We start from the raw sequence: 26117 nt of genomic DNA, 5'->3' as shown, positions 1-26117 counted from the left end.
GATCGCATGGTCCTTTTGCCCGTCCGGGGATGGAGCGGCGGTGGAGGCGAGGTTACAAAAGATTCATGTGATGGTTTCGCAGCGGATTTTTGCATCCATCACTGGCTCACCAAATCCCGTCATCCCCGCCCTTCGGCTGGCCGGCAGGCCGGCCGCTCAGGGTAAACTGCCCGAAGGGCATGCGGGGATCCCGCTTTTCTTGCGGCGGGGCGGAAAGGAAGCGGGGCCCCCGCCTTCGCGGGGGCGACGAGGTGTTGGTCGAGTGGGAAGCGATGCTGCGTCCTTCATGGGTGCAATTCCGCCTCGGCCCCGCTATCGCTGCTGCGTTCCCCCTCGGGTCGTCCGCATCTGAGGGTTCTCGCGTCGCGCCGCCGGTTCTCGGTCGGTCAGGACGAAACCACGGAGAGATACCCAGTGACCACGCGTTTGACGTTCCGGGCGGGGCTGGCCAGCCTGCTGCTGGCGACGACCGCTTTCGCCCCTTCCGTCGCCTATTCGGCAGAGCCTGCAAAGAGTGCGCCCGCCATGCAGAACACCCTTACGTTCGAACGCGTCTTCGCCAGCCCCTCGCTGGACGGTCCGGCCCCGCGCGAAGTAAAGATTTCGCCCGATGGCCGCTGGCTGACCTTGCTGCGCAACCGCACCGAGGATCGCGAGCGCTACGACCTCTGGGGCTACGACCGTCAGACGGGCGAATGGCGGATGCTGGTCGATTCGCTCAAGCTCGGCTCGGGCCGCGAACTCTCCGAGGCTGAGAAGATGCAGCGCGAACGCAAGCGCGTGGGCAGCCTGAAGGGTATCGTCAGCTATAGCTGGACCAAGGACGGCAAGGCGATCCTCGTCCCGCTCGATGGCGACCTCTGGCTCGCCACGCTCGACGGTTCGATCCGCCGCCTGACCGACTCGCCCGAGGACGAGCTGAACGCCGCGCTCAGCCCGCGCGGCCGCTACCTCTCGTTCGTGCGCGACCAGCGGCTCTGGGTTGGCACGCTGTCGGGCGATGCGAAGGCCGTGACGCCTGAGGAATCCGCCAAGACCGTCCACTGGGGCGAGGCGGAATTCGTCGCGCAGGAAGAAATGGACCGCTTCGCCGGCTACTGGTGGAGCCCGGAGGAAAGCCGCATCGCCGTCGAACGCTTCGATGAAGCCCCGGTGGGCGTCGTCACCCGCGCCGCTATCGGCGCGGAGGGCACCAAGACTTTCGAGCAGCGCTATCCCGCCGCCGGCACGCCCAATGCGCTGGTCTCGCTGCACCTGATGAACCCGGACGGTTCGGGGCTGGTGAAGGTGGACCTCGGCAGCGATCCCGACATCTACCTTGCCCGCGTGGACTGGGCGCCCGATGGCCGCACGCTCTACGTCCAGCGCGAGGACCGCGCGCAGAGCCGGATCGACATGCTTGCGGTCGATCCGCAGACTGGCAAGAGCCGCGTGCTCTTCACCGAGAACGCGCCGAAGGGAAGCTGGGTAAACCTTTCCAGCAATTACCGTTTCCTGAAGGACGGCAGCCTGATCTGGTGGTCCGAACGGGACGGTTTCGGCCACCTCTATCGTTTCAAGGACGGCAAGTTCAGCCAGCTGACTTCGGGCCGCTGGGTCGTCACCGGCCTTGTCGGCGTGGATGAAGGAAAGGGGCGCATCTACTTCACCGGCACCAAGGACAGCGTGCTGGCCCCGCAGCTTTACGCGCTCGATCTCACCAAGCCGGGTGCGCCGGAGCGCCTGACCGATACCGGCTTTGCCAATGCCGCCGTCGCCAGCGCCGATGCGACGACGTTCTACATCACCCGTTCCTCCTCCACGCAGCCCTCGCAGAGCTATGTCGCCGATGCCGCCGGCAAGCGTTTGGCCTGGGTCGAGGAAAACCGCGTGGAGGGCACGCATCCTTACGCGCCCTACATGGCCGCGCACCGCGAAACCACGTTCGGCACGGTCAAGGCCGATGACGGGTCGGACCTGCACTGGCTGATGATCACGCCGAAGATGGAGCCGGGCAAGCGCTATCCGGTGTTCTTCGAACACTACGGCGGCCCCCACGCGCAGACGGTCTCGAAGGGCTGGCTGGGCGCGCTGCCGCAGGCGATCGTGGCGAAGGGCTACATCTACTTCCGCCTCGACAACCGGGGCAGCGCCAATCGCGGCGTCGCCTTCGAAAGCCAGATCCGCAATGCCATGGGCACGGTGGAAGTGGCCGACCAGCGCGCGGGCGCGAAATACCTGAAGACGCTGCCTTTCGTCGATCCGGCCAAGATCGCGACTTATGGCTGGTCCTACGGCGGCTACATGACGCTGAAGATGCTGGAAACCGATCCCGGCCTCTACGCCGCGGGCATTTCCGGCGCGCCGGTGACGAAGTGGGAACTCTACGACACCAGTTATACCGAGCGTTACCTGGGTGATCCGCGCAAACAGCCCGAGGTCTACCGCGCGGCAGATGCGGTGGACAATGCGCCGAAGATCGCCGATCCGCTGCTGCTGATCCACGGCATGGCGGACGACAACGTGGTGTTCGAAAACAGCACCGCGCTGATTGCCAAGATGCAGACCTCGTCCACCCCGTTCGAAATGATGCTCTATCCGGGGCAGACGCATTCGGCCGTGCGCGGCAGCACCGCGCGACACGTGTGGGAGACGATCTTCGCCTTCCTCGGCCGGCACGGCGTGAAGCCGGACTAACAATTGGCGGTCCGCGCGGGCTGACTGGCCCGTGCGGACCGCTACCTTGCGGACACGCAACGGTTATTTGCGCAGACGAATGCATCTGATAGGGGATTCGCGACTCCGGATGGGCCCGGAGGGGCAATCTGCAGGGGCGCAGGCGCAAGGCAATGGTTAACGAGGGCATCGTTACAGCGGCCGAGCCGCGCAGTTATCGGGCCTTCCTGAGCTATAGCCACGCCAACGAACGCTTTGCCGGCAAACTGCACCGCTGGCTGGAATCCTATCGCATTCCCGCGCGCCTCGTCGGCAAGACCTCGTCGCGCGGGACGGTGCCCAAGCGGCTGACGCCGATCTTCCGCGATCGCGCCGAACTGGCGGCGGCCAGCAGCCTGGATCACGAAGTGCGCACCGCGCTTTCGCAATCCGAGGCCTTGCTGGTGCTGTGCTCCCCGGCGGCGCGCGCTTCGCGCTGGGTCGATGCGGAAATCGCGCTGTTCCGCAGCCTCTACCCCGACCGGCCGGTGATCGCCGCGCTGGTGGAGGGGGAGCCGGCCGACAGTTTCCCGCAAGCGCTGCTCCAGCCCGATGCGAACGGCGTGGTGCACGAACCGATCGCCGCCGATTTCCGGGCCATGGCGGACGGGCCGAAACTGGCACGGCTGAAGATCGTGGCCGGACTGACCGGCGTGGCGCTGGACCAGATCATCCAGCGCGATGCGCAGCGCCAGTTGCGCCGCGTGATTGCCATCACGCTCCTGACCGTGCTGCTGACGCTATCGATGGCGCTGATGCTGATCTTCGCCGTGCGCGCGCAGATGGAAGCGCAACGCCAGAGGCAGCAGGCAGAAGGACTGATCGAATTCATGCTGACGGACCTGCGGCAAAAGCTCGAAGGCGTCGGCCGACTCGATGTGCTCCAGACCGTGAACCAGCGGGCGCTGGCCTATTATGCCGACCAGCCGAACCTGAAGGATCTGCCGGCCGATTCGCTCGACCGGCGCGCCCGCATTCTCCATGCCATGGGCGAGGACGATCAGAAGCGCGGCGACGCGGCCGGGGCGCTGGCCAAGTTCCGCGAGGCGCACCGTGTGACCGGGGCGTTGATGGACGCCGAACCTACCGATCCTTCGCGCGTCTATGCCCATGCGCAGAGCGAATACTGGCTCGGCTACGTGGACTTCATCGCGTATCGCTACGATGCCGCGCTGGCGCATTTTACGGCCTATCGTGATCTTGCCCGCCGACTGGTGAAACTGCGGCCCGAGGATCGCAGCTACTTGCGCGAACTCGGCTATGCACAAGGTAACATCTGCTCGGTCGCGGTGACGCGCAAACGCGCGCAGGACAGCGTCTCGGAATGCGGCAAGGCATTGGCGACGATGGAGCAGGTGGGCCGCATGGCGCCCGGTGATGCCGGCGTGCAGCAGGATATCGCCAATCGCCACGGCTGGCTGGCGGACGCGCTGCGCGTGGGCGGGCATGACCGCCAGGCGCTGGACCAGCGCAAGAAGCAGGCGGAGATCGTCCGCAACCTGCTGCGCGAAGATCCGAAGAACGCCAGTTTCCTGGAGGACTGGATGCTCGTCCGCTATTCCACCTCGCAGCTGCTGCACGCGATGGGCGAACAGCACGAAGCGGAAGCGATGAGCGACGAGGCCCGGGCGGATGTAGACCGGTTGATCGCATCCGACCCTGAGAATAACGATTGGCGTATTTGGCGGCGTAAGTTCGATCAACCGTTCAACTGAGTGCAAAGGGGAAGCATCATGTCGACAGTGAACTATACCGAATACGGCCTGGCGCCGTGGATCGATTTCGAAGGCGTGGACAGCACCTGGGCGGCGAAGGACGAGGTGGTTTTCGTCGTCAAGTTCACCGGCACCGAATGCGGGAAAATATCTCTCGAATACTCGCAGGATTATATCCCCATCAAGCGCGACACGAACGTCTGCATCAAGCTTGAGGGGGATCAGATCTGGTTCTCGAAGGAATTCGAGGGGATCACGATGAAGGAATCGCTCGCCTCATTCTACGGCAGCCTAGAATATTTCGACTACGACGACACGACCGAACGCTACAAGACGGTGCGGTTCAAGGCACGTGCCAACAAGGGCGGTAAGTACAACACCTGCCATCGTTTCAACATTAACATTGACCTGCACCAGAAGGCGGCGGATCATACCGATCGGTGGATCGGATTGACCATCGATCCCGATATCAAGAACCCGCCGCCCCATGCCTGACCGCGAATAACTCCTGCAAGGCGGCGCTTCCGTGATCCTTCCTCTTCTTGTCCGTATTCGGCAGATCGCACGATCGGGCGACGTGCTGCGTGCATGGCGCCTGTTCGAAGGCGCGGGCCTGCTAGAATCGCGGGATAGCGAGGCGCTGAGCCTCAAGGGAAGGCTGCTGAAGGATCGCGGCTTGCGCAGTCTTGGGCCTGATCGCAGCGAACTGCTCGATCAGGCGCAGGACGCCTACATGCGCGCCGCCGGCGGGCGGCGCGCCACCTATCCGCTGATCAATGCGGCGACCATCGCCTTGCTCAATGGCAAGCCGGATGAGGCGCAGACATTAGCCCGGCAGGTGCTGGACCTGCTGGAAAGCGGCGATTACGAGCCCGAGACTCGCTACTGGCTGGGCGCCACCGCGGCGGAGGCCAAGCTGCTGCTGGGCGATGCCCGCGCTGCGCGATTGGCTTTGGAAGAGGCGGTGAAAGCCGCGCCGGACGCCTGGGAAGACCAGGCCGCCACCTTGCGCCAGTTCCAGCAGATCCTCGAATGGACCGGGGCTCCGTTCGGCGTGTTCGATCACTTGCGCCCGCCGGCCAGCCTCTATTTCAGCGGCATCATCGGTTTGCCGGAGGATGCCGATCGTGTGCGGCAGGAGATCGGCTCCATGCTCGATCGCGTGAAGCCGGGCGTAGTGTTCGGCGCGCTGGCGGCGGGATCGGATATTCTCATCGCCGAAATGGCGATTGCCGCAGGCGCGCAGCTCCATGTGGTGCTGCCCACCCATGTCGAGGCGTTCCGCGAGATTTCGGTCGCGCATTTCGGCGAGGATTGGGGCGAGCGCTTCGACCGCCTGCTCGATGCCGCCGAAGTGATCGACATTCTGGAAGGGCCGGGCCGGCTTTCCGGCGCGGCGGTGCATCTGGCCGCACAAGTGGCGATGGGCCTGGCGATCCGCCGCGCGCGCGTGCTGGCGACAGAGGCGTTGGCCTTCCACGTGGGCCGCGCGTTCGACGAACTTTCCCCACCCGAAGTCGAATGGCGGCGGCAGGGGCGGATGCTGCACGAACTGGTGCTGGACGAATCGCTGCCCGCGCGCGGCGCCGATTTCGATCCGGCGGTGAACCGCGCGGTGCTGGCGATTGCCGGCACGGTGCCCAAGGTCTGCGATCTGACGTTCGTGACCCGGCAGACCACGTTCGAGGGTTTTTCGCTGCTGCAGTTCGACGATCCGGTGGCGGCAATGGACCAAGCTGCCGCGATCCTGCGGGTGGCGCCGGAAAGCCGGCTGGGTCTCGATTACCGCCCGGTCTGCCCCGAGAAGGGCCTTGTCGAGATTGCCGATCCGGCGATCGTGCTGGCCCGTTCGGCCAACGAGGGCAGCGTCTGCGCGCATTGGCCGCAGATCGCGGTGCTGGAACTGCTGGCCCCGCGCTATCGGTTCGAAACGGCGGGTGAAGTCGTCACCCCGCTCGGGGATTTCCCGATCGGGCTGTTCTGTCAGGATTCGCAGGGCTGACGGCCCACCCCTTTCAGCAGACCAATTCCATCAACATGCGCGGGGAGTGGATCACCAGTTCGCGGTCGTCGCGGCTGATGATGCCGCGGCGGATCAGCGCCGCGATCGCGCGCGAGGCGGTTTCGCGCGTGGTGTTCGCCGAAAGCGCCAGCATCGTCACCTTGGGGGGCGGGGCGATCCGCTCCGCACTGCCGGCCAGCGAGAGCAGTTCGGCATAGACGCGGCCGGCCGCCGAGTAGGTAGTGCGCGCCATCATCCGGTCCAGCGCGCGGTCGAGCTGGCGGGCCAGCAGCCGGGCCATGCCGGCGCCGACTTGCGCGTCTTCCGCCACCAGATCGGCCACCCGCGCGGCATCGGCGCGCAGCAGGGTGGTGTCCATCAGGCAGGCGATTTCGGCGCGGTGGATGGTGGGGGAGGGGTAGGCGCCGAAAAATTCGCCGGGGCCGTACTGCGCCAGTTGCTGGCGCTGACCCTCCAGCCCGAAAGCCTCTATCCGCATCCCGCCTTCGATCACCAGCCAGCAGTGGTGCGACTCTTCGCCCTGCCGCGCCAGAATCTCCTTGGCGGCGACTTTCTGGGGGGCAAGCAGACGCGCGAGCTTCTCGGCCGCGGGGCGGTCGCACCGGAAGATCGTGCCGATGATCTCGATTTTCTCGTCGGAATCCAAAAACGCTGCCCCTGTCGTGCGGCCTTGCGGCCGAACCCATTCCATCGCGCTTAACCGATTTTGCCCGGAAGGCGGAAGCCTGTGATTCCCTTCGCGGCGTGATTTCGGTCACGCGGTTTGGATTTTGCCTCCGCTAGTAAGAGTGCGCGACCCGAAGGCGGCTCTGAAAGGAGCAGCCACATTACTTGGCCCGGAAGACCAGCTCTTCCGGGCCTTTTTTCTGGAATTTCGGGATGTTGCCCGGTGCCGGGCAAGGGCGCGGGCCATATCCGCCGCGAATCGGCAGTGGCGCGCGGAAAGGCGAAAACGGCGGATGCATCGCAGCCCCGCCGTTTTCCCTCTCGATCAGATCAGTTCCTTCAGCGGCGTGCCGGCATCGGCCAATGCCGCGACATCCGGCGAAGCGCCGGCTTCCACCAGCTTGCGGCCCTGCACATAGTCCTTGACCATGTTCACGCAGTCCAGCGCGACCACTTTGCCCTGCTTCAGGTAGACTACCGAGAACGACCGCGCGGCGGTGTCGCCACGGATCACCGTCTGGTCGAAGCCCACGTTGATGCCGGCGGTCTGCAGTCGCAGGTCATACTGGTTGGACCAGAACCACGGGAACGCCTTGTAGGGCTTCTCGTCACCGCAGATCGCCTTGGCCACGCAAGTCGCCATGTCGTTGGCGTTCTGCACCGATTCCACGCGCATCACGTTGCCGCCGGCGAAGTCGCAGGCGAAGGAGGCGCAGTCGCCAATGGCGTAGACGTCGGGCAGCGAGGTGCGGCAATATTCGTCCACGTCCACGCCGTTGGCACCCGCCGCGCCCGCCAGGATCAGCGGGCCCACGGCCGGCACGATGCCGATGCCGACGATCACGGCTTCGGCCGGAACCACTTCGCCATCCGCCAGCTTCACGCCCGTCACGCGGTGGCCGTCGCCCTCAAGACATTCGACGGCAACGCCGGTTCGCAGATCGACGCCGTGGTCGCGGTGTTCGTTCTGGTAGAATTCGGACAGTTCCTCACCCGCCACGCGGGCCAGCACGCGCGGCAGCGCTTCCAGCAGGGTGACGTTGAGCTTCATCTTCGACAGCACCGCCGCCGCTTCCAGCCCGATGTAGCCGCCGCCGATCACGACGATGTTCTTCGTGCCGGCATCGACTTCGGCCATCAGCGTGTCGCAATCCTCACGGGTGCGCACGGCGTGGACGCCGGCGAGTTCGGCCCCGGTGCAGGAGAGGCGGCGGGGATCGCCGCCGGTCGCCCAGACCAGCTTGCCGTAGCCGTAAGTCTCTCCGTTCGAGAGCGTCAGTTCATGGGTGGAGGGATCGACCGCCGTGACTTCGGTGCCCAGCTTGAAGGTCACGTCCTTCTCGGCCCAGAACGTGGGAGGGCGGATGTAGAGGCGATCGAAGGTCTTTTCGCGCGCGAAATATTCCTTGGAGAGCGGCGGGCGCTCGTAAGGATATTCCGGCTCGCGGCCGATCACGGTGATGGTTCCGGTGAAACCGTTCTGGCGCAGGGCGATGGCGCACTGCGCACCGCCGTGGCCGGCTCCTACGATAACGACGTCTGCCTTGCTCATGAGCCGATCCGTTCGGGCAATTTCATCTCTCCGTCAATGTCTGGTGTGGAAGAATCTTGCTTGCAGGTGATCAAAGAGCCGCCTCCAGCGCCGGGGACACATCGTATCCCCATTCGCGGTACTTGCGGGCGATCACCGCGATCATCTGCTGCAATTCGGCCGAGTGATCGCCGGCACGGTGGCTCATGATGATGGGGGACGTCACCGGCTCCGCCAGTTCGCGATAGGCGACATCGTGGCTGCGCGCGCGGTGGACCGATTCGGGTACGATGGCCACGCCTTCCTCGGCCGCGACCAGGCCGATGGCGATCTGCAATTCGCGCGCCTCATGGATCACGCGCGGCTCGATCGAATGGTCGCGCAGCAGCGAGAGCACCTGATCGGCATAGCTGGGCCGGGGGGAGCGGGGATAGATGATCAGCGGCTCATCGGCGATGTCGTGCAGCGAGACCGGCCCGTCGCCCTGCGCCAGCCGGTGGGTGAAGGGGAAGGCGGCGACCAGCTTCTCATGCCGCAGCACTGTGCGGCGGACCGAGGGATCGTCGAAGCGGATGCGGCCGAAGCCGACATCGATGCGGCCTTCCTTCAGCGCGGCGATCTGGTCCAGCGTGGTGCTTTCCACCAGCACCAGTTCCACGTCCTGCGCCTCCTTGCGGAATTCGCGGATCAGTTCGGGCAGGCGGGCATAGATCGTGGAGGAGACGAAGCCGACCACGAAGCGCCGCCGCTCGCTGCCGACGGCGGCCTTCACCATCGATTCCATGTCCTCCATCCGCGCCAGCATCTGCAGCGCCTGATCGTGGACCAGCTGGCCCACCGGCGTCAGCTTCAGCGGGCGCTGCGCCCGGTCGAGCAGCGGCGCGCCCACTTGCGCCTCAAGCTGCTGGATGGCGCGGCTGAGGGGCGGCTGGGCGATGTGGAGCCGCTCTGCGGCCCGGTTGAAATTGCCTTCGTCGGCAACCGCGACGAAGTACCTCAGCAGGCGAAGGTCCATGATCGAAATACCTGTCAGGTATCGAAGCGCAACCACATCGGTCTTTGATGCGACTCGGCCTCATCCCTAATTTGTTGCCGAAACCCTAAGCATACCGGAGAGGTTCTGCAATGGCTGCGCTCGATCGCGCTGATACCTTAATCGTCGATGTACCGACGATCCGCCCGCATGTGCTGGCCATGGCCACGATGCATTCGCAGGCGATGGTGATCGTCCGCCTGACGGACAGCGACGGCGTCGAAGGCATTGGCGAGGGCACCACGATCGGCGGCCTCAGCTATGGCGAGGAAAGCCCGGAAAGCATCAAATCCGCCATCGACACTTATATCGTCCCGGTCCTGAAGACCTGCGACATCGCCCATGTCGGCGCGACGATGGCGAAGGTGGCCAAGTGCGTGCGCGGCAACCACTTCGCCAAGTGCGCGGTGGAAACGGCGCTGCTGGACATGGCGGGCAAGCGGCTGGGCGTGCCGGTTTCCGAACTGATCGGCGGCGGCCGCGTGCGGGATGACATGCCGGTGGCCTGGACCCTGGCCAGCGGCGACACCGCGCGCGACATTGCCGAGGGCGAGGAAATGCTGTCCCTGCGCCGCCACCGCATCTTCAAGCTGAAGATCGGCAAGCGCGATGTGCGGGCGGACGTCGCCCACGTGGGCGCGATCTGCAAGGCACTGGGGGACCGCGCCAGCGTGCGCGTGGACGTGAACCAGAACTGGAGCGAGGCGCAGGCCAAGCTGGGCATGGCGATGCTGCAGGATGTCGGCTGCGATCTGGTGGAACAGCCCATCGCCGGGGACGATATTGCGGCGATGACCCGCCTTGCCACCACGCAGGCGGTGCCGCTGATGGCGGACGAGGCGCTGCACGGCCCGCGCACCGCGCTGCGGATTGCCTCTGCCGGGGCGGCGGGCGTCTTCGCGCTGAAGATCGCGCAGTCGGGCGGCCTTTTCGCCACTGCCGAAGTGGCCGCCATCGGCACCGCGGCGGGTATCGGCCTCTATGGTGGCACGATGCTGGAAGGCGGCGTGGGCACGGCGGCTTCGGCCCATGTCTTCGCCACCGTTCCCGAGCTGGCCTGGGGCACCGAACTGTTCGGCCCGCTGCTGCAGACCGAGGAAATCCTCACGCAGCCGCTCGGCTACGGCGATTTTTCTCTGAAAGTGCCGACCGGCCCCGGTCTCGGCATCGCGCTCGATCCCGACAAGATCGCCTTCTTCCGGCGCGACCGTTCAGGTCCCCGCCTTCACGCCGTAAACGCAGGAGCCTGAGCCATGCTGTTCATGGTCGAAATGGACGTAAACATCCCGCTGGATTTCGACGCGGAAGAAGCCGCGAAGATCAAGGCCGCCGAAAAGGCGTACTTCCAGAAGCTCCAGCAGGCGGGCACCTGGCGCCATATCTGGCGCAAAGTCGGGCTCTATTCCAACGTCTCGATCTTCGATGTCGAGAGCAATGCGGCGCTGCATGACACGCTGATGGCCCTGCCGCTCTACCCCTTCATGACCATGAAGGTCACGCCGCTCGCCCGGCACCCATCCTCCATCCATGACGACGATCGCTGATCGCCGGAGCCACTGAATACAGTCCTTGGGAGAGAATAAAATGGACGTCAGCTTCGTAAAGACCCCGGAAATCCAGCAGCTGCTCGACCGCGCCGCCGGCGTGAACGAGAGCGGCGGTAGCCTGCGCCTGAAGGCGATCATGCGTGACCTCACTGAATCGGTGATGGAGCTGATCGTCCGCCACGACATTTCCGAAAGCGAGTTCTGGCTCGCCATGAAGTACCTTTCGGACAGCGCGGGCGAGATCGGCCTGATCGTGCCGGGCACCGGCCTTGAACACTTCCTGGACCTCTACATGGATGCCAAGGATGCCGAGGCCGGCCTGACCGGCGGCACCCCGCGCACCATCGAAGGGCCGCTCTACGTTGCCGGCGCGCCGCTGGTGGAAGGCAATGCGAACCTTTCCGTCGACGAGGACGAGGGCACCACGGTCCTGCACATGACCGGCAGCGTCACCGGCCCGGATGGCGAGGCGGTGGAGAACGCGATCGTCCACGTCTGGCACGCCAATTCGAAGGGTTGGTATTCGCACTTCGACCCGACCGGCGAACAGACCCCGTTCAACAACCGCCGCCGCATCAAGCTGGGCAAGGACGGGCGCTATGCGTTCCATTCCAAGCAGCCGAGCGGCTATTCGGTGCCGCCGGGCGGATCGACCGACCAGCTGATGCAGGCGCTGGGCCGCCACGGCAATCGCCCCGCCCACGTCCACTTCTTCATCGAGGCGCCGGGCTATCGCACGCTGACGACGCAGATCAACTTCGGCGACGATCCCTTCGCGGCCGACGATTTCGCCTTCGGCACCCGCGAGGGTCTGCTGCCGGTGCCCAGCCGCCAGGGCGACAGCGCCTACATCCAGTTCGACTTCCAGATGCAGCGCGCCGCCGATGCGGATGACGAGCACTTTTCGAGCCGCACGCGCGCCGAGGCCGAACCGCAGAAGCAGACCGAAACGGCCTGACCACACAAGAATACGGGAGACAGGATCATGTACGAACGCCTCATGCACCGGGTCTCGACCGCCGTGGTCGATGACGTCGAAACCGGAGAGTTCCGCTGCCGCCGGGACGTCTTCACCGATCCGGCGCTGTTCGAACTGGAAATGAAGTACATCTTCGAAAGCAACTGGGTCTATCTGGCCCACGAAAGCCAGCTTCCCAGCAAGAACGATTACTTCACGACGTTCATCGGGCGCACGCCCGTGATCCTGACCCGTGCCAAGGACGGCGCGATCAACGGCGTGGTCAATGCCTGCGCGCATCGCGGCGCCAAGCTGTGCCGCCGCAAGCGGGGCAACCAGCCGCTGTTCGTCTGCCCGTTCCACGGCTGGAGCTTCAAGCCCGACGGCAAGCTGCTGCGCGCCAAGGATGCCAGCACCGGCGCCTATCCGGAAAGCTTCGACCACGAAGGCTCGCACGATCTGACGCGCCTGCGCGTCGAGAGCTATCGCGGCTTCGTGTTCGGTTCGCTGAACCACGATGTGCTGCCGCTCGAAGATCATCTTGGCGAAGCGAAAGTCATCATCGACCAGATGGTCGATCAGGCGCCCGAAGGGCTGGAAGTGCTGACCGGCAATTCCACCTACACTTTCGACGGCAACTGGAAGATGCAGATGGAGAACGGCTGCGACGGCTATCACGTCAGCTCCGTTCATGAAAATTACCAGTCCACCATGGGCCGCCGGGCCGAGGGCGGCACCAAGGCGGTGGACGCCAACGGCTGGTCGAAGGCGCCCGCCAGCGGCGTCTACGGCTTCGAGCATGGCCACATCCTGCTCTGGACGCAGGTCATCAATCCCGAAGTGCGGCCGATCTGGAACCACAAGCCGGAACTCGATGCCCGGCTGGGCGAGGAACGGGCAAAGTTCATCATCGAACAGACTCGCAATCTGGCGCTCTATCCGAACGTGTTCCTGATGGACCAGTTCTCGACGCAGATCCGCGTCGTCCGCCCGATCGACGTGCACACCACCGAAGTGACGATCTACTGCTACGCCCCCAAGGGCGAGAGCGCCGAGGACCGCGCCCACCGCATCCGCCAGTACGAGGATTTCTTCAACGTCACCGGCATGGGCACGCCCGACGATCTGGAGGAATTCCGCAGCTGCCAGAAGGCTTACGAAGGTGCGGGCGAGCTGTGGAACGACCTCAGCCGTGGGGCCAAGCGCTGGATCCACGGGCCGGACGCCAATGCCGCTGCCATGGGCATGAACCCGTTGCTCTCCAGCGAGCGCAGCGAGGACGAGGGCCTGTTCGTGCGCCAGCATGAGTTCTGGGCGCAGATCATGCTGGACGGTCTGGCGAAGGACGCGGCCAATCAGCCGCCGATGATGGAGGCGGCAGAATGAGCACGCTCGACATGACTCGCGCTACCGAATCTGGGGCGCTGTCCTACCGCGAGATCTGCGCCTTCCTCTACCGCGAGGCGCGGCTGCTGGACGATCGCCGGTTCGACGAATGGCTGGAATGCTATTCAGAAAGCGCCGAATACTGGATGCCCGCGTGGACCGACGACGATGAACTCTGCACCGACCCGCAGACCGAAATCTCGCTGATCTACTACGCCAACCGGAAGGGGCTGGAAGACCGCGTCTACCGCCTGAACACGGAACGCTCCTCCGCCTCGACCCCGGAGCCGCGCTCGGCACACTTCATCGCCAATGTGGAAGTGCTGGACAGCCGCGAGGGGCAGGTGGACTTGCGCTACAACTGGCACACGATGAGCCACCGCTACCAGCAGACGCAGCAGTTCTTCGGAACCACGTTCCTGACGCTGGATACCTCTGGCGATGCGCCCTTGATCCTGAAGAAGAAGATCGTCCTGAAGGACGACTACATTCATCAGGTCATCGACATCTACCACGTGTGATGGGGGCGGGCATGTCCGTTGACGCAGGCGACCCCCAACCCTCGTCATTGCGAGGAGGCGAAGCCGACGCGGCAATCCAGAGCGGCGTGGGCCAGAGCCGCGCAGAGCCGCCCCTGGATTGCTTCGCTACGCTCGCAATGACGAAGGACGCGGAGGCCCGGCCATGATCTTCGCAGGACGTTTCGCAGGCAAGGTCATGGTCGTGACCGGCGCGGCGCAGGGCATCGGCGCCGGTGTCGCCAGTCGCGCTGCCGCCGAGGGAGCCAGCGTGGTGCTGGTGGACCGCGCCGAATTCGTGACCGAGGTGGAACAGGCCATCGTGACGGCGGGCGGCAAAGCAGTCTCCGTCTGCTGCGACCTTGAGACTTACGAAGGTGCGGCCATGGCGATGGCCAAGGCGGTAGAGGCATTCGGGCGGATCGACATCCTGATCAACAATGTCGGCGGCGCGATCCGGATGCGGCCCTATGCCGAATTCGAGCCCGCGCAGATCGATGCGGAAATCCGCCGCTCGCTGATGCCCACGCTTTACTGCTGCCACGCGGTGCTGCCGACCATGCTGGGGCAGGGGGCGGGCACCATCGTCAACCTCTCGTCCAACGCCACGCGCGGCATTCGCCGGGTGCCCTATTCGGCGGCCAAGGGCGGGATCAACGGCCTGACCCAGAGCCTCGCCATGGAATATGCGGAAAGCGGCATTCGTGTCGTCGCGACGGCACCGGGCGGCACGAGCGCTCCCCCCCGCCGTGTCGCCCGCAACGCCGAAGGCGACAACGCGCAGGAGCAGGCGTGGATGGCGGAAGCGGTGGAGCAGGTGACCTCCTCCGCCTTCCTGAAGCGCTACGGAACCCTTGAGGAGCAGATCGCCCCGATCCTGTTCCTCGCCTCGGACGAGGCCAGCTACGTGACCGGCACGGTACTTCCGGTTGCCGGTGGCGACCTCGGCTAAACGGAGACACTCGATGTCGAAAATCTACGATAGCCCCGCCGCCGCCCTTGAAGGACTGCTGTTCGACGGCATGACGATCATGTCGGGCGGTTTCGGCCTCTCGGGCAATCCCGAGAGCCTGATCCCGGAGATCCGCGCGGCGGGTGTGAAGGACCTGACGGTCATTTCCAACAACGCCGGCGCGGATGGGTTCGGGCTGTGGATGCTGCTGGAAAGCCGGCAGGTGCGCAAGATGATCTCGTCCTACGTGGGGGAGAACAAGCTGTTCGAAAGCCAGTACCTCTCGGGCGAACTGGAACTGGAACTGAACCCGCAGGGCACGCTGGCCGAACGCATTCGCGCGGGCGGGGCGGGCATTCCGGCGTTCTACACCAAGACGGGCGTGGGCACCGTGGTTGCCGAAGGCAAGCCGGTGGACGTGTTCGAGGGCGAGGAATACGTGCGCGAAACCTGGCTGCGCGCGGACCTGTCGATCATCAAGGCCTGGCGCGCGGACGAGGAGGGCAACCTGATGTTCCGCAAGACCGCGCGCAACTTCAACCCGAACATGGCCACCGCCGGTAAGGTCACCGTTGCCGAAGTGGAAGAGATCGTGCCCGCCGGTACGTTCGATCCCGACTGCATCCACACCCCCGGCATCTATGTCGACCGCGTGGTGCTCTCCACCATCAACGAGAAGCGCATCGAAAAGCGCACTGTGCGCGAAAGGGAGGCCGTCTGATGAGCTGGACCCGCGATGAAATGGCCGCCCGCGCCGCAAAGGAACTGCGCGACGGGTACTATGTGAACCTGGGCATCGGCATCCCCACGCTGGTCGCGAACCATGTGCCGGCCGGCATCAAGGTCACGCTGCAGAGCGAGAACGGCATGCTCGGCATCGGCCCGTTCCCGTATGACGAAGATGTCGATCCTGACCTGATTAACGCCGGCAAGCAGACGATCACCGCGCTGCCCACCAGCAGCTTCTTCTCCAGTGCGGACAGCTTCGCGATGATCCGCGGCGGCCATATCGACATGGCCGTGCTGGGCGCGATGGAAGTTTCGGCCGATGGCGACCTCGCCAACTGGACGATCCCGGGCAAGATGGTGAAGGGTATGGGCGGGGCGATGGACCTTGTCGCCGGGGTGAAGAAGGTGATCGTGGTGATGGATCACGTCTCCAAGCACGGCGATCTCAAGATCCTGCCCGCCTGCACCCTGCCGCTGACCGGCAAGCGGGTGGTGGACATGATCGTCAGCGATCTGGCCGTCTTCGCGATTGATCGCAAGGCGGGCGGGCTCACGCTGGTGGAACTCGCCCCCGGCGCGAGCCTTGAGGAAGTCACCGCCAAGACCGGCGCCCCGTTCGTTTCCGTGCTGGAAGAGGCCCTCTGATGTTCACCAGTGTTCCCGGTGCGCGGCTCTACTGGAAGCTGGAGGGGCGGGAGGGCGCCCGTCCGCTGGTGCTGCTCAATTCCATCGGCACCGACATGGACTTGTGGGACCCGGTGCTGCCGCTGCTGCGCGCGCGCTTTCGGCTGCTGCGCATCGACACGCGCGGCCATGGGGCCTCGACCGCCGAGCCCGGCGACTTCTCGATGCAACTGCTGGCGCGCGATGTTCTGGCGGTGGCGCACGATGCCGGGATCGATCGGTTCGCGCTCGCGGGCGTGTCGCTGGGCGGGATGATCGGCATGGAACTGGTGCTGGCCCGTCCGCAGCAGGTGGAAAAGCTGGTGCTGGTCTGTACCTCGGCGACGATGGACGCGGCCGCGTGGAACGACCGCATTGCCAAAGTCCGGGGTTCCGGCATGGCCGCCATCGCCGATCTGGCGATGGGCCGCTTCCTCTCCGACGAGCTGCGCGAGGAGAACCCCGCGCTCTACGAGACGGTGCGCCGCCAACTCGTGACCATGGGCCCGCAAGGCTATGCCGGCTGCGGGGCCGCGATCCGCGACATGGATCTTGGCGAACGGATCGGCGGGATTGCCGCACGCACCTTGGTCGTCACCGGCACGCGCGACACTTCCACCCCGCTCGAAGGCCACGGCGAGCATTTGCTGGCGCGCATTCCCGGCGCCAGCCATGCCGAACTGACCGCCGCGCACCTTGCCCCGCTGGAAGCGCCCGAGGCGCTGGCCGCCGCGCTCATTCCGTTTCTCGAAGGCTGATCCCTCATGTCCGAAGCCTACATCTGCGACGCCATCCGCACCCCCATCGGCAAGCTGAACGGCTCGCTCTCCGGCGTCCGCGCCGATGACCTTGCCGCCATCCCGCTGCGCGCGCTGGTGGAGCGCAATCCGGGCGTGGACTGGAATGCCGTGGACGATGTGATCCTCGGCTGCGCCAATCAGGCGGGGGAGGACAACCGCAACGTCGCGCGCATGGCCGTGCTGCTGGCGGGCCTGCCGGAAACGGTGCCGGGCGTGACGGTCAACCGCCTGTGCTCCTCCGGCCTCAATGCGCTGGGCATGGCGGCGCAGGCGATCCGCAGCGGCGATGCCGACCTGATGATCGCCGGCGGCGTCGAATCGATGACCCGCGCGCCCTATGTCATGGGCAAGGCGGGCAGCGCCTTCGGCCGCGATCAGAAGATCGAGGACACGACACTCGGCTGGCGGTTCGTAAATCCGGCGATGAAGGTTGCGTACGGCGTCGATACGATGCCCCAGACGGGCGAGAATGTGGCACGGCAATGGCAGGTCAGCCGTGAGGATCAGGATCGCTTCGCTCTCGCCAGCCAGGAGAAGGCCGCGATCGCGCAAGGGAACGGCCGTCTCGCGGCGGAGATCGTGCCCGTCACCATTCCGCAAAGAAAGGGTGATGCGCTGGTCTTCGATCGCGACGAACACCCCCGTGCCACCAGCCTTGAAGCGCTCTCCAAACTGAAGCCGGTGGTCGCGGCCGACGGCACGGTGACGGCGGGCAATGCCTCAGGCCTCAACGACGGTGCAGCGGCAATGCTGGTCGCCAGCGAGGAGGCGGCGAAGCGCCACGGGCTGACCCCGCGCGCCCGGGTGATCGGCATGGCCGCATCGGGTATCGCGCCGCGCGTGATGGGGGCAGGGCCGATCGAGGCCGCCCGCAAGGTTCTGCGGAAATCCGGGCTTTCGATGGACCGGATCGACGTGATCGAGCTGAACGAAGCTTTCGCCAGTCAGGCCGTCGCCACCTTGCGCGATCTGGGCGTCGACCCCTTCACCGACTCGCGCGTCAATCCCAATGGCGGCGCCATCGCTCTGGGCCATCCTTTGGGCATGTCGGGCGCCAGAATCGCGATGAGTGCGGTCGAACAGCTCAGCCGAACGGATGGCCTCTACGCCCTTGCCTTCATGTGCATCGGCGTGGGACAAGGCTTGGCGGTCCTGCTCGAACGCGTGTGATCCGCAGTATACTGCGGATTTTCCGTCACAAACGGCTCCCAGCCACAGTTTGTGACGCGCCAGTCATGAACGGGCTTCATGACAGCAATCAAAACTAAGTATCTATTTCCCCGCGTCCCAAGCTGATAGTCGCCTGATTCTCGAAAAAACGGGATGGGTCGAAGCGGGTTTCCGGCCGCGCCGATGGCGTGGCCTTTCCGGCGTCCGGCCCTTCATAAAAACCATCACTCGGGGTGAGGCGTTCTGGCCGGTGAGCCGTGCATGTCTGCGCGGACCGTCCGGCGACTGGAGTATTCGATGCTGGGAATCGTCAAGACCGCGTTGCATCGCCCTCTGACGTTTATCGTCATGGCCATTCTGATCGCGCTGGGGGGCCTGATCGCCGCCTTCCGCACCCCGGTCGACATTTTTCCGGACATCAAGATCCCCGTCATCGCGGTTGCCTGGACGTACTCGGGCCTGTCTCCGCAGGACATGTCCGACCGCATGGTGACGCCTTACGAGCGCATCCTGACCACGACGGTCAACGATATCGAACATATCGAAAGCCAGTCGCTGCAGGGCACCGGCATCGTCAAGATCTACTTCCAGCCCGGCGTCGACATCCGCACCGCCACGGCGCAGGTCACCTCCGTCTCGCAGACGGTGCTGCGCCAGATGCCGCCGGGCGTGAACCCGCCGCTGATCCTGAACTATTCCGCATCGACCGTGCCGATCCTGCAGCTGGCCTTGTCCGGCAAGGGCCTGTCCGAACAGCAGCTGTTCGATATCGGCCAGAACCAGATCCGCACCGGCCTCGTCACCATCCCCGGCCTTGCCATGCCCTATCCCTCGGGCGGCAAGCAGCGCCAGGTGCAGGTCGACCTTGACCCCAACGCACTGCAGGCGCGCGGTCTTTCGGCGCAGGACGTCGGCACCGCCATCGCCGCGCAGAACCAGATCAACCCGGCCGGCTTCGTGAAGATCGGCCCGGCGCAGTACACCGTGCGCCTGAACAACACGCCTGGTTCGATCGAGGCGCTGAACGATCTGCCGGTGAAGGTGGTCAACGGCGCGACGATCTACATGCGCGACGTCGCCTTCGTACGCGACGGCAGCGCCCAGCAGCAGAATGTCGTGCACGTGCAGGGCAGCCGCTCGGTGCTGCTGACGGTGCTGAAGAACGGCGCCACTTCCACGCTTTCGGTGGTGGACGGCGTGAAGAACGCGCTGCCCAAGATCACCTCCACCCTGCCGGATACGCTGAAGGTGCTGCCGGTCGGCGACCAGTCGCTGTTCGTGAAGGCCGCCGTTTCGGGCGTGGTCCACGAAGGTGCGATGGCCGCCGCGCTCACCTCTCTGATGATCCTGCTGTTCCTCGGCTCCTGGCGCTCCACCGTCATCATCGCCGTCTCCATCCCGCTCGCCGTGCTGGCCGCCGTGGCCGCGCTGGCCATGTTCGGGCAGACGATGAACGTGATGACGTTGGGCGGCCTCGCGCTCGCGGTCGGCATCCTGGTCGACGACGCGACGGTGACGATCGAGAACATCAACTGGCACCTGGAACAGGGCAAGGGCGTGATGGAGTCCATCCTGGACGGCGCCGCCCAGATCGTCACCCCGGCCTTCGTCTCGCTGCTCTGCATCTGCATCGTCTTCGTGCCGATGTTCTTCCTGCCGGGCGTTGCCGGTTACCTGTTCGTGCCGATGGCGCTTTCGGTGGTCTTCGCGATGATCGCCTCGTTCATCCTGTCGCGCACCTTGGTGCCGACCATGGCGATGTACCTGCTGAAGCCGCACACCCCGCATGGCGAGAATTCGCACAACGCCGGCAGCCCGGAATCGCGCAATGTCTTCGTGCGGTTCCAGCGCGGCTTCGAAGCGAAGTTCGAAAAGATCCGCGACGGCTACCTCGGCATGCTGGCCCGCGCGCTGCGCTCCCGCAAGCCGTTCATGATCGGGTTCCTCGCCGTGGTCGTGCTCTCGTTCGGGCTGCTGCCGCTGCTGGGCAGCAACTTCTTCCCGGCGGTGGACTCCGGCCAGATCGCCATGCACGTGCGCGTTCCCGTCGGCACCCGTATCGACGAATCCGCGCGCAACTTCGAAGAGATCACCGCGGAAGTCCGCAAGATCATCCCGACTGCCGAGCTGAAGTCGGTTACCGACAACATCGGCCTGCCGGTCAGCTCGATCAACACCGTCTACAACAACTCGGGCACGATCGGCCCGCAGGACGGCGACATGCTGATCACGCTGGAGGAAGGCCACAAGCCGACCGAGGGCTACGTCAACCAGCTGCGCCGCGAACTGCCGCGCCGCTTCCCGGGTACGCAGTTCGCGTTCCTGCCGGCGGACATCACCAGCCAGATCCTGAACTTCGGTTCGCCGTCGCCGATCGACGTGCAGATTTCCGGCAAGGACCCGGTTGCCGCGCGTGAATATGCGCACAAGCTGATGGTCAAGCTGGCCCGCATCCCCGGCCTTGCCGACTTGCGCATCCAGCAGCCGCAGAACTCGCCGCAGATCGACGTGGACGTGGACCGTTCGCGCGTGGGCCAGTACGGCCTTACCGAAAAGGACGTGACCACCAGCCTCGGCAACTCGCTGGCAGGCACTTCGCAGACCGCGCCGGTGTTCTTCGTGAACCCTGACAACGGCGTGCAGTACGCGGTTGTCGCCCAGGCGCCCGACTATGCGCTCGATTCGATGAGCAAGCTGGCCAACCTGCCGGTTTCCGGCGCCGCCGCCACCCGTCCGCAGCCGCTGGGCGCGCTGGCCACGCTCACCCGGTCCAGCACCGCGCCGATCGTTTCGCACTACAACATCGCCCCGGTTCTCGACATCTATGCCACCACGCAGGGCCGTGACCTTGGCGCCGTGGCCGGTGAAGTGCAGCACGCGATCAACTCGCTGAAGGCCGAAGTGCCCAAGGGCGCCACCGTCACCATCCGCGGCCAGTACCAGACGATGAACACCGCATTCTCCGGCCTTGGCTGGGGCCTGCTGGGCGCCGTCGTGCTGATCTATCTGCTGATCGTGGTGAACTTCCAGTCCTGGCTCGATCCGTTCATCATCATCACCGCGCTGCCCGCCGCGTTGGCCGGCATCGTCTGGATGCTGTTCGCCACGGGGACCACGCTTTCGGTCCCGGCCCTTACCGGCGCGATCATGTGCATGGGCGTGGCCACCGCCAACTCGATCCTGGTCGTCAGCTTCGCCCGCGAAAAGCTGGCCGAGCTGGGCGATCCGGTGAAGGCGGCGATGGAAGCCGGCCTGGTCCGCTTCCGCCCGGTGCTGATGACCGCGCTGGCGATGATCATCGGCATGGCGCCGATGGCGCTGGGCCTTGGCGAAGGCGGCGAGCAGAACGCTCCGCTGGGCCGCGCCGTGATCGGCGGCCTGATCTGCGCCACCATCGCCACGCTGTTCTTCGTCCCCACCGTCTTCGCTTTCTTCCATAGCCGTCGCAAGCACCATGAAGCCCCCACGACGATGGAGGCAGCCCATGCTTGATCCCCAGATGCACCAGATTCCCGAGGCCCCCATGGACAACGACACTCCCACCGGTCCCAGCTCCCGCACCCTGAAGCGCGTGGGCATCGGCGCGGCCATCGTCGCGCTGGCCGTGGTCGGCATCGGCACCGCCACCCGCATCCAGGCGACGCGCGACCTGAAGACCGTGGCCGAAGACTCCGCGCTGCCCACCGTCGCGGTGATCGCGCCGAAGACGGCGGCGGGTGAGGGCGGTCTGACCCTGCCCGGCACCGCGCAGGCGTGGAACAGCGCCGCGATCAACGCGCGCACCAACGGCTATGTCAGCAAGTGGCTGGCCGACATCGGCGATCACGTGAAGGCCGGCCAGCCGCTGGCCATTCTGGACGCGCCGGAAATCGACCAGCAGCTGGCGCAGGCCAAGGCGGACTACCAGACCGCGCTGGCCAACCAGCGCCTTGCCGCGACGACCGCCAAGCGCTGGAGCGCGATGCTGGCGAAGGACGCCGTCTCGCAGCAGGAAGTGGATGAGAAGGCGGGCGACCTTGCCGCCAAGACCGCGCTGGCCAATGCCGCGCTGGCGCAAGTGCGGGAGCTTCAGGCCCAGCACGGCTTCACCCAGCTTTCCGCCCCGTTCGCGGGCGTCGTCACCAGCCGCTCGGCCCAGATCGGCGCACTGGTGGTGGCCGGCAATGCCGCCGCGCAGCCGCTGTTCACGGTTTCCGACGTGCACCGCATGCGCGTCTATGTCCGCGTGCCGCAGATCTACTCATCGCTGGTCAACGCCGGCGTCAATGTGGACCTCAGCCTGCCCGAATATCCGGGCCGCACCTTCCCGGGCACCGTCAGCCGCAGCGCCGGCGCGGTCGATGCGCAGTCGGGCGCGGTGCTGGTCGAAGTGCAGGCGGACAACAACGATGGCGCGCTGAAGCCGGGCGCCTTCGTGCAGGCCCACTTCGACGTGGACGCCACGCTGAAGGGCGTGACGCTGCCGGGCAGCGCCATTCTCTATACCGACAAGGGCCCGAGTGTGGCCGTGCTGGGCGCGGACAACAAGGTTACCGTCCGCCCGATCACCATCGCCCGCGATCAGGGCAAGTCGGTGATCGTCTCGGTCGGCGTCAATCTGGGCGACCGCGTGGTGGACTCGCCGCCGGACTCGATGCGCACGGGCGACCGCGTGCAGGTGCAGGCGCCCGATGCTGCTGCGCCCGCGAAGGGAGCCGCGACGCATGGCTAAGCGGGCGCTCCTCGCGCTGTCCCTCCTGGCGGGGACGGCGTTGGCGGGCTGCTCGATGGCGCCCACGTATACGCCGCCGCAGTCCAGCCTGCCCGCCGCGCCGCAGCAGTTCGCAGAGATGCAGGGCTGGGCCCCCGCCGCGCCGCAGGATGGCGATATCCGTGGGGACTGGTGGACGGTGTTCGGCGATCCCGTGCTGAACGATCTGGAGGCCAAGGCCGCCGATGCCAGCCCGACGCTGGCTGCCGCGCTGGCCCGTTACGATCAGGCGCGCGCTGCCGTCGGGCTCGATCAGGCGGGCCTCTATCCGCAGATCGGCGTTTCCGCCGATGCCTCGCGCAACCGCGTTTCGGCGGGCCGTCCGCTCTCCTCGGGATCGTCGGCGACGTACAACAACTACATCGTCGGCGGCAGCGTCTCCTACGAGCTGGACCTCTGGGGCCGCGTGCGCAACAGCGTGAAGGCGGGCAAGGCCGATGCGGATGCCTCGGCCGGCGATCTCGCCTCGGCCCGGCTCAGCCTGCAGGCCTCGGTGGCGGATGCCTACTTGCGGTTGCGCGGGCTGGATGCGCAGGCCGAACTGCTGGACCGTTCGGTGGACGCCTTCCAGCGCGCCTACCAGCTGACCGAGACGCGTCATGAAGGCGGCGTGTCCTCCGGCATCGACGTCAACCGTGCGCGCACGGTGCTGTCCAACGCCCGCGCGCAAGTGGCCTCCATCGCCAACGACCGCGCGCAGACCGAACACGAGCTGGCGGCGCTGACCGGCGCCATCGCTTCGGACTTCCACATCGCCCCGCAAGTCGCGCCGTTCGACGTGCCGGTGCTGGCGGTCGATACCCCGTCCACGCTGCTCCAGCGCCGGCCGGACATTGCCGCCGCCGAACGCCGCGTCTTTGCCGCCAATGCCCGCATCGGCGTGGCCCGCGCGGCATGGTTCCCGACTATCGGCCTTGGCGGATCGGGCGGGTGGCAGACCACCGGCGGCAACCTGCTCAGTGCGCCGAACTCGATGTGGGCGCTGGGCCCGCTCTCGGCCCTGCTGACGGTGTTCGACGGCGGCGCCCGCCGATCGCAAGTGAAGATCTCGCGCGCCGAGTATGACGAGGCCGCTGCCGACTATCGCACCACCGTGCTGGGTGCCTTCCGCGAAGTGGAAGACTCGATCGCGGCGATGCGCCAGTTGGAAGCACAGGGCAAAGCGCAGCAGGACGCTGCGCAGGCCGCCCAGCGCACCAGCGAGATCGCCATGTCCCGCTATCGCGACGGCGCTTCGGACTACCTCGACGTGGTGACCGCGCAGACCGACGCGCTCGACGCTCAGCGCTCCGCCATCGCGGTGGAGACCGAGCGGATGCGCGCGGCGGTGGATTATGTGAAGGCCATTGGCGGCCCTGCCGAACAGGCGGGCGGCTAAGGTCTCATTACCCGGGCCCTCCACGCCCCCTTCGTCATTGCGAGCGGCCGCAGGTCGCGTGGCAATCCAGGGCGGTTAAAGCTGCAATAGATCGCTTCCCCCGCTTCGCGGGCTCGCGATGACAAAAGAAAAGTCAGGATTGGGCAGGGGCCACCCCTGCCGTCACCCCCTTTCGGCGCTCGCGGATCCCCCCGTCGCGGGCGCCGAGACTTTCCAGATAGGCGCAGAGCATGTCCGCCATCGCGTCGGACCATGCGATGATCTCCTCCTCGCTGCGCGGGGTTTCGGAGAAGGTCTTCGCCACTTCGCGCATGGTCGATTTGATCAGCCGCGCCGCCAGATCGCGCACTTCCTCCGACGCATCGGGCAGCGCTTCGGCGAAAAACCGGCGCATCACCCCCTGACTGCCGGCCCGCGCCGCCTGCGCCTCTGGCGCGTCGCGGTAGAGCGGGGCGGCGTCGCTCAGTGCCTGCCGCAAGTCGGCCTCCGCACATTCGGATCGCACGAAGGCATGGACCAGCCGGCGCACGCGTTCGGCCGGGGTCCGGCTGGTGTCCGACAGGATTTCGCCCAGCATGTCGCGCGTCTCGGTCCATTCCTCGCTCTGCAGGCGGAACAGGATCGCCGCCTTGTTCGGGAAATACTGGTAGAGCGAACCGATGCTGACGCCCGCCCGCCCGGCCACGCGCGCGGTAGTGAAGCGAGTGGCGCCCTCGCTCGCCAGAACCTGAGCGGCGGCTTCCAGGATGACCTTTACGGTGGCCTCCGAACGGCTCTGGCGGGGACGCTTTCGCGTGGAAATCTGCGGGGTTTCGGCGGCGGCCATTCGTGCCCTCGGGAATGCGATTAGAAAACGTGATCAATTGCTCATATTTTTCTCTCCGACGCAACGACGCGTCACGGAGAATACGATGACCACCTTGACCCAAAGCCCGGTCGCCCCGCTGCTGACGCGGCTGTTCGCGGAGTCCGACCGCCTGCGCGCCGAGATGCTGCGCGCTTTCGAAGGCATGTCGGAACAGGAAACCACCGCGCTGATGCAGGACAAGACCGCCTGGCGCACGATGTACGGTGCGCTGCGCGAAGTGCCGCTGCCCGTCTCGCCCGAAGCGGGCCGCCTGCTCTACATGCTGGCGCGCAGCGGCAATGCGCGCACCGTGGTGGAGTTCGGCACGTCCTTCGGCATTTCCACCATCCACCTTGCCGCCGCGCTGCGCGACAATGGCGGCGGCCTGCTGATCACCACCGAGTTCGAACCGGCCAAAGTGGAAAAGGCCCGCGCGCACCTCGCCGAGGCCGGTCTGGCCGACCTCGTCGAGATACGCGTGGGGGATGCGCTGGAAACGCTGGCCGACGGTCTGCCGGACAGCATCGATCTGGTGCTGCTGGACGGCGCCAAGTCGCTCTATGGCGATGTGCTGGACCGGCTGGAAAGCCGCCTGCGCCCCGGTGCCTTCGTGCTGGCCGACAATGCCGACTATTGCCCCGAATACCTCGCCCGCGTGCGTGCGGCGGATGGCGGCTATCTCTCGGTGCCGTTTGCCGAGGATGTCGAGCTTTCGATGAAGCTGTGACGGGGAAGGGGCGGCCTGATTGCAGGCCGC

22 protein-coding genes are annotated in these 26117 nt (G+C 65.9%); 18 read left to right on the top strand and 4 right to left on the bottom strand.

The genetic code is table 11. The features are described 5' to 3' along the window. Positions 1-414 precede the first annotated feature (414 nt). From ACZ1JV_RS23070 to ACZ1JV_RS23055, 4 genes are all read left to right on the top strand, one after another. Positions 415-2676, top strand: coding sequence for a S9 family peptidase (locus ACZ1JV_RS23070; protein ID WP_465150676.1), 2262 nt, complete (start codon positions 415-417; stop codon positions 2674-2676). Positions 2677-2828: 152 nt separating this feature from the next. Further along, positions 2829-4409 carry a toll/interleukin-1 receptor domain-containing protein gene (locus tag ACZ1JV_RS23065; RefSeq protein ID WP_465150675.1) on the top strand — a complete coding sequence of 527 codons (1581 nt, stop codon included), beginning with the start codon at positions 2829-2831 and terminating at the stop codon, positions 4407-4409. Positions 4410-4427: 18 nt separating this feature from the next. Next, on the top strand, positions 4428-4904 hold the full coding sequence (locus ACZ1JV_RS23060) for a nucleotide synthetase (protein ID WP_465150674.1): 477 nt from the start codon (positions 4428-4430) through the stop codon (positions 4902-4904). 31 nt (positions 4905-4935) lie between these two features. Continuing rightward, positions 4936-6411 carry a TRAFs-binding domain-containing protein gene (locus tag ACZ1JV_RS23055; RefSeq protein ID WP_465150673.1) on the top strand — a complete coding sequence of 492 codons (1476 nt, stop codon included), beginning with the start codon at positions 4936-4938 and terminating at the stop codon, positions 6409-6411. 13 nt (positions 6412-6424) lie between these two features. On the opposite strand, the gene ACZ1JV_RS23050 is transcribed toward ACZ1JV_RS23055, so the two are convergent. From ACZ1JV_RS23050 to ACZ1JV_RS23040, 3 genes are all read right to left on the bottom strand, one after another. Next, on the bottom strand, positions 6425-7078 hold the full coding sequence (locus ACZ1JV_RS23050) for a Crp/Fnr family transcriptional regulator (protein WP_465135985.1): 654 nt from the start codon (positions 7076-7078) through the stop codon (positions 6425-6427). A 345-nt stretch (positions 7079-7423) separates the two neighbouring features. Continuing rightward, positions 7424-8650, bottom strand: a complete 1227-nt coding sequence (locus tag ACZ1JV_RS23045) for an NAD(P)/FAD-dependent oxidoreductase (RefSeq protein ID WP_465150672.1) — start codon at positions 8648-8650, stop codon at positions 7424-7426. Between the two features lie 70 nt (positions 8651-8720). Further along, on the bottom strand, positions 8721-9644 hold the full coding sequence (locus tag ACZ1JV_RS23040) for a LysR family transcriptional regulator (protein WP_465150671.1): 924 nt from the start codon (positions 9642-9644) through the stop codon (positions 8721-8723). 110 nt (positions 9645-9754) lie between these two features. Between ACZ1JV_RS23040 and ACZ1JV_RS23035 the strand changes: the two genes are divergently transcribed. From ACZ1JV_RS23035 to ACZ1JV_RS22975, 13 genes are all read left to right on the top strand, one after another. After that, a complete protein-coding gene (locus ACZ1JV_RS23035) occupies positions 9755-10912 on the top strand; it encodes a muconate/chloromuconate family cycloisomerase (RefSeq protein ID WP_465150670.1) in 1158 nt (385 codons plus the stop codon). A gap of 3 nt (positions 10913-10915) precedes the next feature. Next, the gene (gene catC, locus ACZ1JV_RS23030) at positions 10916-11206 is read left to right on the top strand and encodes a muconolactone Delta-isomerase (RefSeq protein ID WP_313442975.1); all 291 of its coding nucleotides are present in this window, start codon (positions 10916-10918) and stop codon (positions 11204-11206) included. Between the two features lie 40 nt (positions 11207-11246). Next, positions 11247-12167, top strand: a complete 921-nt coding sequence (locus tag ACZ1JV_RS23025; protein ID WP_465150669.1) for a dioxygenase family protein — start codon at positions 11247-11249, stop codon at positions 12165-12167. 27 nt (positions 12168-12194) lie between these two features. Then, positions 12195-13553 (top strand): SRPBCC family protein, encoded by a 1359-nt coding sequence (locus ACZ1JV_RS23020; RefSeq protein WP_465150668.1) that lies wholly within the window; start codon positions 12195-12197, stop codon positions 13551-13553. Further along, a complete protein-coding gene (gene benB / locus ACZ1JV_RS23015) occupies positions 13550-14074 on the top strand; it encodes a benzoate 1,2-dioxygenase small subunit (RefSeq protein ID WP_465150667.1) in 525 nt (174 codons plus the stop codon). The genes ACZ1JV_RS23020 and benB overlap by 4 nt, the downstream gene beginning before the upstream one ends. A 163-nt stretch (positions 14075-14237) precedes the next feature. Further along, a complete protein-coding gene (gene benD / locus ACZ1JV_RS23010; protein ID WP_465150666.1) occupies positions 14238-15023 on the top strand; it encodes a benzoate diol dehydrogenase BenD in 786 nt (261 codons plus the stop codon). Positions 15024-15036: 13 nt separating this feature from the next. After that, positions 15037-15744 (top strand): CoA transferase subunit A, encoded by a 708-nt coding sequence (locus ACZ1JV_RS23005; RefSeq protein ID WP_465150665.1) that lies wholly within the window; start codon positions 15037-15039, stop codon positions 15742-15744. Next, positions 15744-16397, top strand: coding sequence for a 3-oxoacid CoA-transferase subunit B (locus tag ACZ1JV_RS23000; protein ID WP_465150664.1), 654 nt, complete (start codon positions 15744-15746; stop codon positions 16395-16397). The genes ACZ1JV_RS23005 and ACZ1JV_RS23000 overlap by 1 nt, the downstream gene beginning before the upstream one ends. After that, the gene (pcaD, locus tag ACZ1JV_RS22995; RefSeq protein WP_465150663.1) at positions 16397-17173 is read left to right on the top strand and encodes a 3-oxoadipate enol-lactonase; all 777 of its coding nucleotides are present in this window, start codon (positions 16397-16399) and stop codon (positions 17171-17173) included. The genes ACZ1JV_RS23000 and pcaD overlap by 1 nt, the downstream gene beginning before the upstream one ends. A 6-nt stretch (positions 17174-17179) precedes the next feature. After that, positions 17180-18385, top strand: a complete 1206-nt coding sequence (pcaF, locus tag ACZ1JV_RS22990; RefSeq protein ID WP_465150662.1) for a 3-oxoadipyl-CoA thiolase — start codon at positions 17180-17182, stop codon at positions 18383-18385. A gap of 297 nt (positions 18386-18682) precedes the next feature. Then, positions 18683-21877 carry an efflux RND transporter permease subunit gene (locus ACZ1JV_RS22985; protein ID WP_465150661.1) on the top strand — a complete coding sequence of 1065 codons (3195 nt, stop codon included), beginning with the start codon at positions 18683-18685 and terminating at the stop codon, positions 21875-21877. Then, the gene (locus ACZ1JV_RS22980) at positions 21870-23096 is read left to right on the top strand and encodes an efflux RND transporter periplasmic adaptor subunit (protein ID WP_465150660.1); all 1227 of its coding nucleotides are present in this window, start codon (positions 21870-21872) and stop codon (positions 23094-23096) included. Before ACZ1JV_RS22985 ends, ACZ1JV_RS22980 begins: the two co-directional genes overlap by 8 nt. Next, positions 23089-24513 carry an efflux transporter outer membrane subunit gene (locus ACZ1JV_RS22975; protein ID WP_465150659.1) on the top strand — a complete coding sequence of 475 codons (1425 nt, stop codon included), beginning with the start codon at positions 23089-23091 and terminating at the stop codon, positions 24511-24513. Before ACZ1JV_RS22980 ends, ACZ1JV_RS22975 begins: the two co-directional genes overlap by 8 nt. Positions 24514-24646: 133 nt before the next feature. Here the strand turns inward: ACZ1JV_RS22975 and ACZ1JV_RS22970 are convergent, their stop codons facing one another. Continuing rightward, positions 24647-25339, bottom strand: a complete 693-nt coding sequence (locus tag ACZ1JV_RS22970; RefSeq protein ID WP_465150658.1) for a TetR/AcrR family transcriptional regulator — start codon at positions 25337-25339, stop codon at positions 24647-24649. Between the two features lie 85 nt (positions 25340-25424). On the opposite strand from ACZ1JV_RS22970, the gene ACZ1JV_RS22965 reads away from it, so the two are divergent. Then, a complete protein-coding gene (locus tag ACZ1JV_RS22965; protein ID WP_465150657.1) occupies positions 25425-26087 on the top strand; it encodes an O-methyltransferase in 663 nt (220 codons plus the stop codon). Positions 26088-26117 lie beyond the last annotated feature (30 nt).

It is taken from the genome of Novosphingobium sp. BL-S-19 (assembly GCF_055521675.1).
This window is presented reverse-complemented; position numbering and strand designations above follow the sequence as displayed.

Bases quoted from the DNA above. Each gene is read 5' to 3' on its own strand.
- ACZ1JV_RS23065 (WP_465150675.1), top strand. From the start codon at position 2,829: ATGGTTAACGAGGGCATCGTTACAGCGGCCGAGCCGCGCAGTTATCGG.
- ACZ1JV_RS23060 (WP_465150674.1), top strand. From the start codon at position 4,428: ATGTCGACAGTGAACTATACCGAATACGGCCTGGCGCCGTGGATCGAT.
- ACZ1JV_RS23005 (WP_465150665.1), top strand. From the start codon at position 15,037: ATGTCGAAAATCTACGATAGCCCCGCCGCCGCCCTTGAAGGACTGCTG.
- ACZ1JV_RS23025 (WP_465150669.1), top strand. From the start codon at position 11,247: ATGGACGTCAGCTTCGTAAAGACCCCGGAAATCCAGCAGCTGCTCGAC.
- ACZ1JV_RS22975 (WP_465150659.1), top strand. From the start codon at position 23,089: ATGGCTAAGCGGGCGCTCCTCGCGCTGTCCCTCCTGGCGGGGACGGCG.
- benB (WP_465150667.1), top strand. From the start codon at position 13,550: ATGAGCACGCTCGACATGACTCGCGCTACCGAATCTGGGGCGCTGTCC.
- benD (WP_465150666.1), top strand. From the start codon at position 14,238: ATGATCTTCGCAGGACGTTTCGCAGGCAAGGTCATGGTCGTGACCGGC.
- ACZ1JV_RS22985 (WP_465150661.1), top strand. From the start codon at position 18,683: ATGCTGGGAATCGTCAAGACCGCGTTGCATCGCCCTCTGACGTTTATC.
- pcaD (WP_465150663.1), top strand. From the start codon at position 16,397: ATGTTCACCAGTGTTCCCGGTGCGCGGCTCTACTGGAAGCTGGAGGGG.
- pcaF (WP_465150662.1), top strand. From the start codon at position 17,180: ATGTCCGAAGCCTACATCTGCGACGCCATCCGCACCCCCATCGGCAAG.
- ACZ1JV_RS23045 (WP_465150672.1), bottom strand. From the start codon at position 8,650: ATGAGCAAGGCAGACGTCGTTATCGTAGGAGCCGGCCACGGCGGTGCG.
- ACZ1JV_RS22970 (WP_465150658.1), bottom strand. From the start codon at position 25,339: ATGGCCGCCGCCGAAACCCCGCAGATTTCCACGCGAAAGCGTCCCCGC.
- catC (WP_313442975.1), top strand. From the start codon at position 10,916: ATGCTGTTCATGGTCGAAATGGACGTAAACATCCCGCTGGATTTCGAC.
- ACZ1JV_RS23000 (WP_465150664.1), top strand. From the start codon at position 15,744: ATGAGCTGGACCCGCGATGAAATGGCCGCCCGCGCCGCAAAGGAACTG.
- ACZ1JV_RS23035 (WP_465150670.1), top strand. From the start codon at position 9,755: ATGGCTGCGCTCGATCGCGCTGATACCTTAATCGTCGATGTACCGACG.
- ACZ1JV_RS22965 (WP_465150657.1), top strand. From the start codon at position 25,425: ATGACCACCTTGACCCAAAGCCCGGTCGCCCCGCTGCTGACGCGGCTG.
- ACZ1JV_RS23040 (WP_465150671.1), bottom strand. From the start codon at position 9,644: ATGGACCTTCGCCTGCTGAGGTACTTCGTCGCGGTTGCCGACGAAGGC.
- ACZ1JV_RS22980 (WP_465150660.1), top strand. From the start codon at position 21,870: ATGCTTGATCCCCAGATGCACCAGATTCCCGAGGCCCCCATGGACAAC.
- ACZ1JV_RS23020 (WP_465150668.1), top strand. From the start codon at position 12,195: ATGTACGAACGCCTCATGCACCGGGTCTCGACCGCCGTGGTCGATGAC.